The sequence below is a fragment of the Pseudomonas nitroreducens TX1 genome (assembly GCF_000313755.1).
Classification (GTDB): Bacteria; Pseudomonadota; Gammaproteobacteria; order Pseudomonadales; family Pseudomonadaceae; genus Pseudomonas; species Pseudomonas nitroreducens_A.
Window position 1 is genome coordinate 1 of the sequence record NZ_AMZB01000039.1, and the last position, 9,998, is coordinate 9,998.

Below are 9,998 nucleotides of genomic sequence, written 5' to 3' on the forward strand. Positions count from 1 at the left end.
CGGCCAGATCAACGCCTGGGACAACGAGGACTTCGTGAAAGCAGTGAAGGCCACCGGCAAGAAGCAACTGATCATCGCCGGCGTAGTGACCGAGGTGTGCGTGGCGTTCCCGGCGCTGGCGGCCCTGGCGGAAGGTTTCGATGTGTTCGTGGTGGCCGATGCTTCCGGCACCTTCAACGAGATGACCCGCGACGCCGCCTGGCGCCGGATGGAAGCGGCCGGCGCCCAACTGATGACCTGGTTCGGCGTGGCCTGTGAGCTGCACCGTGACTGGCGCAACGATATCGAAGGCCTGGCGGCGCTGTGCTCGAACCACATTCCGGACTACCGGAATCTGATGACCAGCTACAACGCGCTCACCGCTGGCAAGTAACAGCCGGTTGAAATGAAAGCCGGAGCCTCTCGTGAGGCTCCGGTTTTTTGCTTTTCGTAGGAGCGACCTTGCTCGCGAACCGCGTGGCACGGTGCTTACTCTAGGAGCGGACTCCGTCCGCGATGTGCCTGCCTCGCGCCTTGGTTTCCCGCGTCGCTTCGACGTGCGCGCGAACTTCCTGTTTCGCCCCCTCGGGCGACCTTTAGCAAACGCCCCAAAGGAGGCAAAGGTCTTGCCCCGGACATCCGGTTTTTCGCCTAGGCGAAAAATTCCCTCGTTGAATCGAAGTTTCAGGGGCACGCGGCGAAGGGCCATCCCTGGCCCATCGCCGCTCTCGCGGCATCCATGCCGCTCAACCCCTGAAACTCCAATTCAACGAGGCCTCCTGAACGGGGCCGTTCGGAGTGCGCGGGTGTTTTTCTGGAAGACTTTTTGGAGCCAGAGCTAGAGCCAGATCTGTGCAGTCGCGTTCTTCGCAGCATCGGATTTCGCCTGCCGCAGAGTGTCCATCCACTTCGCAATCACGCCGGAGCGCGAACGTAGGATGGCGTGGAGTGCAGCGATACCCATCAATGCCCTCGCACCCACAGCATGAGCATTGCAAGCACGCAGAGCGCCGCCCGATCAGCCATTGCCGGGGCGGCGGCAGAGTGCGATTCGCGAGCAAGCTCGCTCCTACAAAGTTGCCGGCTTCGGCCCCGGCTCTCGCTTTGGCTTTTTTGAGTCTTCCAGAAAAATATCCGCATACTCCGAATGCCCCTTTCAGTAGGCCGAAGGTGATCGGCGTTTCAGGGGTTGAGCGACATGGATGTCGCGAGAGCGGCGATGGGCCAGGGACGGCCCTTCGCCGCGGGCCCCTGAAACTCCGAAGAACCGAGGGTACTTTTCGCGAAGCGAAAAGCCGGATGTAGGGGCAAGCCCTTTGGTTACTTTCTGGCGTTTGAGAAAGTAACTCGCCCGAGGGGGCGAAACGAGAAGTCCGCGCGCACGCCGAGGCGGCGCTGAACACCTAACCACAGGCAAGAGCATCGCGGACAAAGTCCGCTCCGGAAGATCAGCGAAGGGAAGGGAAGGGAAGGGAAGGGAAGAGCAGAGCGATAGGTATCGCTCCGCTCCACACCATCCTACGCACCACCCTCCAGCCGGGCGCTCAGCTCCGGCCACTGCCGATACGGCACCCACAACACGCCTTGCCACTTCAACACCGACAACGACTCCGTCGGCCCGCGCAGCATTTCCCGGCGCGGCTCGCCCAGGTCGGTGCGGTGCTGGTCGCGCAGCGTCGGAATCACCTGCTGCGACAACCACTGCCGCACACTGCGATTCTCCGGGTGGAAGTAGTGAATCAACGCCGCATACACCGCCGACTCGCTGATCAGCAGCTCATCGACGTACTCGCCGCTGCCATCGCGCACCCAGGCGCGGCGGGACTGGTCGTCGTCCAGGTTGCGCTCCACGCGCTCGGCCAACCAGGGCACGCCGATCAGCCGGCCCAGGTCGTGGGCGCAGAACCAGCACTGGTCTTCCAGCAGCACGGCGCGCAGCAGGCGCTTGTGGCGGATGAATTCGGTGGGGATCAGGAACTCTTCAGACATGGCGCACCTCCGGGAAGGAGGGCGAAGAGGGCGGGTACAGCGAAGCGCCTTCGGGGCGAAGGCTAGGGGTGAAAGGCATTTCCATTACCTCTGGTCGCTTCTTAGGGCGTAATTGGAGTCGGGAGCTAAGAAACCCACCAGAGACGGGCCGGACGTATTCCCCTTGCGGGTCTTGTATTAGCCCACTCCCGACAGCGCGAGTGACCTTTTCTGCGGACGTGGTTAGACCTACGGGCGCAAAAAAGCCGCAAAAGCTATCGGGTGCGGTGGACCGCTCTGGTTGAGGCGTTTCTTAGGCGCCGAGCGCGAGGGTAAGGGGTCATGGTTGTAGGGTCAATAGCTTGACTACGCAGATTGACTCTTTGTTATGTTGTGCAGGAAATCGGTTTTAATTATGTCGTCTCTTTCAAGAGTTTGAATGCTCTTGATGATGTCCTGCTCGCTAAATAGGCGGTTCTTCCGATCTGACCATTTTGCGATGGTGTTTATGATTTCTTGTTGTGTAGTCGCATTCTTTTTATGGATAACAAAAAGAATAGTGGTGAAAAGTTCTAGGTCTTGATTGTCTTCGATTTTATTCACAAAGTCAGCGGCGTTCAGGATTAACTGCTCCTGATTTTTTACTGAGCGATAGAAGTTTTCACTTTGTAGTTTCTTCTCCAAAATTCTCTTTGCGTCGCTCGTCTCTGACTTGTGATAGCTTTGGTATTCTGCAATTTCCTTTGTGACAATGTCTAAGGAGTGGGAATATGGGCCGTAGTGATGGGCCTCAAATTTGAAGTAGTCGGAGTTATTTAGATAGTCGATCAGGAATGCAGTTTTCTGTAGCCTGAATCTGGAGAATCGATGTAGGTATGGCTTTATTTCCATTACCAAGTAGTGAGACAAAGAAAGGCTTGGCTCTCTTTTAGGTTGGCTCTTATAGCTTTTGCTTGGCTCATATAGATTTATTTCAACATCATCAAGTCCCGAAAGTTCTGAAGAGATCAGTTCCTTGACTTTTGCCCACTCTAACCCTCCATTTCCACAGCCTAACGGGGGGATGGCAATTGATTTTATAGATCTATTTGATATTTCGGATCTAAGGGTTCTTAGGCCGTCTGAAATAAATTCGTATCGCGACTTTGCACGCCATTTGTCTTTGGTGGGGAAGTTTACAATAAGCTTCCCTTCTTCAGAGAATATATGCAGAAGTCCAGGGCGAAGTTCGCCTCTTTTGCAAGCAAGTGCGTAGCTTTCGAAGTTTCTTGGGTACTCTAGTTTAAATTGATATGCAATACCTTTCCCCATGTAGCCCTCACAGTTTACTGTGTTGACTATTGCCTCGGAGCTGGCTTCGAGTATGTTTCCAGAGGTTAGGCGTATCATATTCAAAACTTAGTGAAAAACTGAGGTTTGGCCCAAGTGCTGATTCTGATGCCTATCTTTAAGGCTATCTTTTTCGCTTGGGCTTCTTGGGCAGTGTTTTTGAATAATAATGTGTCGAAGTCTTGAGGTGGAACTGTTGCGGGCGACAGGCATTCAGCCATGCATACTAGCTTTGTTTCTTGGTCTTTGTAGTCTCTAGTATTCATTCGCTGCCAGTCAATTCGCTGAAAACCATTCTCATAGTCGAAAAGCTGAGGGTGCTCTTTCGCAAGAGGATGGGTTGGTAAAATTGAGTATCCTGAGTTCTTGGCCGTTTCTCGCGTGACGCAGATGTAGAAGAACTCTTCGTCACGCCGAGAGCTTTGTACTCTTCCATCAAATGGGTTGTTCGAGAAGAAATGGAATGGAACGTATTGGTCCAATCCGTTTTGTGCTCTTCCCTCTAGAATCTCTGGATCGGCAACATCACAGAAAGTGTGGGAGGCAGATCTAAGTTTCGATCTAGAAATCAGTCCGTGAGAAAGGATGCTCTCTAGATTTTCCATACTGGAAAGATGGTAAATCCATTTTTGTTGTTCGATTGGTTTCCTTTCGCCTGCCATCTGTTCGCTCCTGCTCAAATAAAAAACCCCGAACATGTCGGGGTCTTCTATCCGCTACCCCCAACATCCTATCAGGTCCAGCGATCTCTAATGGTCTTGACTGTACAGCTTCTTACTGGGTGTTGCTACCTCTACTGCTCAGGTCAGTCCCAGCTCAGCGCGCCGCCGGTCTGGTACTCGATCACGCGGGTCTCGAAGAAGTTCTTTTCCTTCTTGAGGTCCATGATTTCGCTCATCCACGGGAACGGGTTGCTGGTGCCCGGGTATTCCTCTTTGAGGCCGATCTGGGTCAGGCGGCGGTTGGCGATGAACTTGAGGTAGTCCTCCATCATCGCGGCGTTCATGCCCAGTACGCCACGCGGCATGGTGTCGCGAGCGTATTCGATCTCCAGCTGGGTGCCCTGGAGGATCATCTGGGTGGCCTCGTCCTTCATCTGGGCATCCCACAGGTGCGGGTTTTCGATCTTGATCTGGTTGATCACGTCGATGCCGAAGTTCAGGTGCATGGATTCGTCGCGCAGGATGTACTGGAACTGCTCGGCGGTGCCGGTCATCTTGTTGCGGCGGCCCATGGAGAGGATCTGGGTGAAGCCGCAGTAGAAGAAGATGCCTTCCAGGACGCAGTAGTAGGCGATCAGGTTGCGCAGGAACTGGCGGTCGGTCTCCGGGGTGCCGGTCTTGAACTCGGGGTCGGAAATCGAGCGGGTGTACTTCAGGCCCCAGGAGGCTTTCTTCGCGACCGAAGGAATCTCGTGGTACATGTTGAAGATTTCGCCTTCATCCATGCCCAGCGACTCGATGCAGTACTGGTAGGCGTGGGTGTGGATCGCTTCCTCGAAGGCCTGGCGCAGGATGTACTGGCGGCACTCGGGGTTGGTGATCAGGCGGTACACGGCCAGCACCAGGTTGTTGGCCACCAGGGAGTCGGCGGTGGAGAAGAAGCCGAGGTTGCGCATGACGATGCGGCGCTCGTCTTCGGACAGGCCGTCCTTGCTCTTCCACAGGGCAATGTCGGCGTTCATGTTCACTTCCTGGGGCATCCAGTGGTTGGCGCAACCATCCAGATACTTCTGCCAGGCCCAGTCGTACTTGAAGGGTACGAGCTGGTTGAGGTCGGCCCGGGCGTTGATCATCTGCTTGTCGCCGACCTGTACGCGGGCGGCGGAGCCTTCCAGATCGTCCAGGCCTTCCTGGATGTCCAGGGCGTCGAGGGCCTGCTTGGCGCGGGCGACGGCGTCGGAGTCGTCGGCGGATACGGCGCGCGCTTCTTCGACGGAGCCAGCGGCGTCGGCGTCGAGTTTGTCAGCGTTCTGCGCGGCGGCCTGGGCGACGGCCGGGGCGGCCTTGGCTTCGGTGGCGTCTTCTTTGTCGAATTCGTCCCAGCTCAGCATGGGGGTCCTCTCCTGGTGGGCCACTCTGTGGCGGCCTGGTGTCTGGTTGCGTGATGGAGCACGCGAAAGCTTTGAATACTTGGGGAGGGCTTTTGAAAGCCCCTCTCCCTAACCCTCTCCCTGAAGGGAGAGGGGACGTTGAAGCTGCGGAGTTCTGGCGGTGCCTCGGAGCGCGGACCGTTCCGAGGACCGCCTACTCCATTACTGGCAGGCTTCGCAGTCCGGGTTGTCGATGGAGCAGGCTTGCGGAACCGGAGCCGGTTGCGGCTCGGCGGCGGCAGCTTGCAGGCCATCGTTGCCACCGGCCGACACGGCGTTGAGCTTGCCGGTGTTGATGGTGGACTTCTCGGTGCTGGTGGCGGCCAGGGCACGGAGGTAGTAGGTGGTCTTCAGACCACGGTACCAGGCCATGCGGTAGGTCACGTCCAGCTTCTTGCCCGAGGCGCCGGCGATGTAGAGGTTCAGGGACTGGGCCTGATCGATCCACTTCTGGCGGCGGCTGGCGGCGTCGACGATCCACTTGGTCTCGACTTCGAAGGCGGTGGCGTACAGGTCCTTCAGGTCCTGCGGGATGCGCTCGATCTGCTGCACGGAGCCGTCGTAGTACTTCAGGTCGTTGACCATGACCGGGTCCCACAGGCCGCGCGCTTTCAGGTCGCGAACCAGGTAGGGGTTGATCACGGTGAACTCGCCGGAGAGGTTCGATTTCACGTACAGGTTCTGGTAGGTCGGCTCGATGGACTGCGAGACGCCGGTGATGTTGGCGATGGTCGCGGTCGGCGCGATGGCCATGATGTTCGAGTTGCGGATGCCTTTCTGTACGCGGGCACGGACCGGAGCCCAGTCGAGGGATTCGGTGAGGTCGACGTCGATGTACTTCTGGCCACGGGCCTCGATGAGGATCTGCTGGGAGTCCAGCGGCAGGATGCCCTTGGACCACAGGGAGCCGTCGAAGGTCTCGTAGGCGCCACGCTCGTCGGCCAGGTCACAGGAGGCCTGGATGGCGAAGTAGCTCACCGCTTCCATGGACTTGTCGGCGAACTCGATGGCAGCGTCCGAGCCGTACGGGATGTGCTGCAGGTACAGCGCGTCCTGGAAGCCCATGATGCCCAGGCCGACCGGACGGTGCTTGAGGTTCGAGTTGCGAGCCTGCGGGACCGAGTAGTAGTTGATGTCGATAACGTTATCGAGCATGCGAACGGCGGTCTTCACGGTCTTCTCGAGCTTGGCGGTGTCCAGCTTGCCGTCGACGATGTGGTTGACCAGGTTGATCGAGCCCAGGTTGCAGACCGCGATCTCGTCCTTGTTGGTGTTCAGGGTGATCTCGGTGCACAGGTTCGAGCTGTGGACCACGCCCACGTGCTGTTGCGGGCTGCGCAGGTTGCACGGGTCCTTGAAGGTCAGCCACGGGTGGCCGGTCTCGAAGAGCATGGAGAGCATCTTGCGCCACAGGTCCTTGGCCTGGACGACCTTGAACACCTTGATCTTGTTGTACTCGGTCAGGGCTTCGTAATACTCGTAGCGCTCTTCGAAGGCCTTGCCGGTCAGATCATGCAGGTCCGGTACTTCGGACGGGGAGAACAGGGTCCACTTGCCGTCGTCGAAGACGCGCTTCATGAACAGGTCCGGAATCCAGTTCGCGGTGTTCATGTCGTGGGTACGGCGACGGTCGTCACCGGTGTTCTTGCGCAGCTCGAGGAATTCCTCGATGTCCAGGTGCCAGGTTTCCAGGTAGGCGCAGACGGCGCCCTTGCGCTTGCCGCCCTGGTTTACGGCCACCGCGGTGTCGTTCACCACCTTCAGGAACGGAACCACGCCCTGGGACTTGCCGTTGGTGCCCTTGATGTAGGAGCCCAGCGCGCGCACCGGAGTCCAGTCGTTGCCCAGGCCACCGGCGAATTTCGACAGCATGGCGTTGTCGTGGATCGCGTTGTAGATGCCCGACAGGTCGTCCGGCACGGTGGTCAGGTAGCAGGACGACAGCTGCGGACGCAGGGTGCCGGCGTTGAACAGGGTCGGGGTCGACGACATGTAGTCGAACGACGAGAGCAGGTTGTAGAACTCGATGGCGCGAGCTTCACGGTCCTTCTCTTCGATGGCCAGGCCCATGGCCACGCGCATGAAGAAGACCTGCGGCAGTTCGAAACGGATGCCGTCCTTGTGGATGAAGTAGCGGTCGTACAGGGTCTGCAGGCCGAGGTAGGTGAACTGCTGGTCGCGTTCGTGGTTGATCGCGGCGCCCAGCTTTGCCAGGTCGAACTCTTTCAGCTTGCTGTCGATCAGCTCGAACTCGGCGCCTTTCTCGACGTAGGCGGCCAGGGCCTTGGCGTACAGGTCGGCCATCTCGTGGTGGGTGGCGCTGTCGGCCACGCCCAGGAAGCCCAGCGCTTCGGCGCGCAGGGTGTCCATCAGCAGGCGGGCGGTGACGTAGGAGTAGTTCGGCTCGCGCTCGACCAGGGTACGGGCGGTCATCACCAGGGCGGTGTTGACGTCCTTCTCGGCCACGCCGTCGTACAGGTTCTTCAGGGTCTCGCGTTCGATCAGGGCGCCATCGACTTCGGCCAGGCCTTCGCAGGCTTCGCGGATGATGGTCTGCAGGCGGCCCATGTCCAGCGGCTGGGTGCTGCCGTCGGCCTTGGTGATGCGGATGCTCGGGTGCGGCTGGGCGATGTCGCTGGCGCTGCCTGCGGTCTTGCGCTCGTTGGCACGGGCTTCGCGGTAGATCACGTAGTCGCGGGCGACTTTCTGCTCGCCGGCGCGCATCAGGGACAGTTCGACCTGGTCCTGGATTTCTTCGATGTGGATGGTGCCACCGGAGGGCATGCGGCGCTTGAAGGTCGCGGTGACCTGTTCGGTCAGGCGGCGCACGGTCTCATGGATGCGCGACGAGGCGGCGGCGGTGCCGCCTTCCACGGCGAGGAACGCCTTGGTGATGGCTACGGTGATCTTGTCATCGGTGTAGGGAACTACGGTGCCGTTGCGCTTGATCACGCGCAGCTGGCCGGGCGCGGTGGCAGCCAGATCCTGGGCGGATTCGGCGGCCTGCGGCGCGTTGGCCTGCGGGTTCTCGCGAGTGGTGTCGATTTGCATGGGTGGTTGTCTCCACGTTCTCGTAATGGGTTTGTTGCCGGCGCCAGGGGCGCCATCTCAAAAGCAAGGAGCGAAATAAAGAACAAAAAGAGCAGTCGCCCGCGGATGCAGCCGCAAGCTGGAATTCTTCTGGAACAGGGGGAGATGACCCGAAGCGCCTCCCTGGCCCGACTCGGGTGCCGGCTTTACGGGCCGGGACCACAATACCTAGTGGTGTTGAACGTTACGTTGCAACACCCGTACCGCATTTCCATCGACATGAATCGCTCCTTGCGGGCGGGGCCGCGTGGCACATCAGACCGTCTGGAATACGCTGTGGTGGAACCGGAGGAGCCGTGGAACAGGCTCGGGATTTCGACTTTCTTCTTGTGTCCGGTTCGCTGCTGTAACCCCAAGATGTAGGGGTCTACCGCAACGGGGATACAAGATAATGCGCTAAGGGGGTGTTTGCAAGGCGGGAGGTCGGGGAAAAGCTGTGGATAAAATGTGCATGGAATGTGGGTGAAGCGGGGTAACTCGCGCTATCCCTGATGCTGACTGCCTTTCACCGTTCGTCGTGGTTGGTGACAGATTTTTCACACGAGACAGGGGCACTGCGCGGGGAAGAACACTACCACAATATGTAGTGTTTCTATCGCAGCAACCCTTGACCTTTTTGCGCAATGCCGGTTTACGCCGCTGGCGTGCGGCCGCGCTGGCAATCTGGCTACAATGCCGGCCGCTTTTGCGGGCTCTCTACAGTCGCTCTCTATAGTAGGGTGGGGCCCGTGCTCGCTCATGGCGCATCAGGAGGCAAGGTGGAACAAGAAGCGCGCATTCTCATCGTCGAGGACGACCAGCGATTGGCCGAGCTGACCCAGGACTACCTGGAGAGCAACGGCCTGGCGGTGTCCATCGAGTCCCATGGCGGCAAGGCGGTGGAGCGGGTGCTGGCCGAGCGGCCGGATCTGGTCGTGCTCGACCTGATGTTGCCGGGCGAGGATGGGCTGTCCATCTGCAAGCGCCTGCGCCCGGATTACGACGGGCCGATCCTGATGCTCACCGCACGCACCGACGACATGGACCAGGTACAAGGCCTTGAGATGGGCGCCGACGACTACGTGTGCAAGCCGGTGCGCCCGCGCGTGTTGCTCGCGCGAATTCGCGCCCTGCTGCGCCGCAGCGAGCCGGCCGAGGCCGCGCCGGCGCCGGGAGGCAAGCGCCTGACTTTCGGCAAGCTGGTGATCGACAACGCCATGCGCGAGGCCTGGCTGGACGAGCAGACCATCGAGCTGACCAGCGCCGAGTTCGACCTGCTCTGGCTGCTGGCGGCCAACGCCGGTCGCATCCTCTCCCGCGAGGAGATCTTCAACGCCCTGCGCGGCATCGAGTACGACGGCCAGGACCGCTCCATCGACGTGCGCATCTCACGCATCCGCCCGAAGATCGGCGACGACCCGATGCACCCGCGCCTGATCAAGACGGTGCGCAGCAAGGGCTACCTGTTCGTCGGGGAGCTTTGAGGCGTGGCCGGGTGAGTTTGGTTCTCGGGCTGGCCCTCACCCCAGCCCTCTCCCTCTGGGAGAGGGCTGGGGTGAGG

General features: G+C 59.4%; 7 protein-coding genes. 2 read left to right on the forward strand and 5 right to left on the reverse strand.

Annotated features, from left to right (window positions below; translation table 11 throughout):
- Positions 1–373: isochorismatase family protein (locus C167_RS0100530; protein WP_017516335.1), on the forward strand; the 373-nt coding region annotated here is incomplete at its 5' end.
- A 1,124-nt stretch (positions 374–1,497) separates the two neighbouring features.
- Here C167_RS0100530 and C167_RS0100540 read toward each other — a convergent pair.
- From C167_RS0100540 to C167_RS0100555, 5 genes are all read right to left on the reverse strand, one after another.
- Complete coding sequence (locus C167_RS0100540) at positions 1,498–1,968, reverse strand: Bro-N domain-containing protein (RefSeq protein ID WP_017516336.1); 471 nt, start codon at positions 1,966–1,968, stop codon at positions 1,498–1,500.
- 345 nt (positions 1,969–2,313) lie between these two features.
- Positions 2,314–3,336: a macro domain-containing protein gene (locus tag C167_RS33455; RefSeq protein ID WP_026078711.1), complete on the reverse strand. Its 1,023-nt coding sequence runs from the start codon at positions 3,334–3,336 to the stop codon at positions 2,314–2,316.
- Between the two features lie 2 nt (positions 3,337–3,338).
- Complete coding sequence (locus C167_RS33460) at positions 3,339–3,938, reverse strand: DarT ssDNA thymidine ADP-ribosyltransferase family protein (protein ID WP_157791801.1); 600 nt, start codon at positions 3,936–3,938, stop codon at positions 3,339–3,341.
- 143 nt (positions 3,939–4,081) lie between these two features.
- A complete protein-coding gene (locus C167_RS0100550) occupies positions 4,082–5,329 on the reverse strand; it encodes a ribonucleotide-diphosphate reductase subunit beta (RefSeq protein WP_017516338.1) in 1,248 nt (415 codons plus the stop codon).
- Positions 5,330–5,530: 201 nt separating this feature from the next.
- Complete coding sequence (locus tag C167_RS0100555) at positions 5,531–8,419, reverse strand: ribonucleoside-diphosphate reductase subunit alpha (protein ID WP_017516339.1); 2,889 nt, start codon at positions 8,417–8,419, stop codon at positions 5,531–5,533.
- A gap of 797 nt (positions 8,420–9,216) precedes the next feature.
- Here C167_RS0100555 and C167_RS0100565 point away from each other — a divergent pair.
- Positions 9,217–9,921 (forward strand): response regulator, encoded by a 705-nt coding sequence (locus tag C167_RS0100565; RefSeq protein WP_017516341.1) that lies wholly within the window; start codon positions 9,217–9,219, stop codon positions 9,919–9,921.
- The last annotated feature ends 77 nt before the right edge of the window (positions 9,922–9,998 follow it).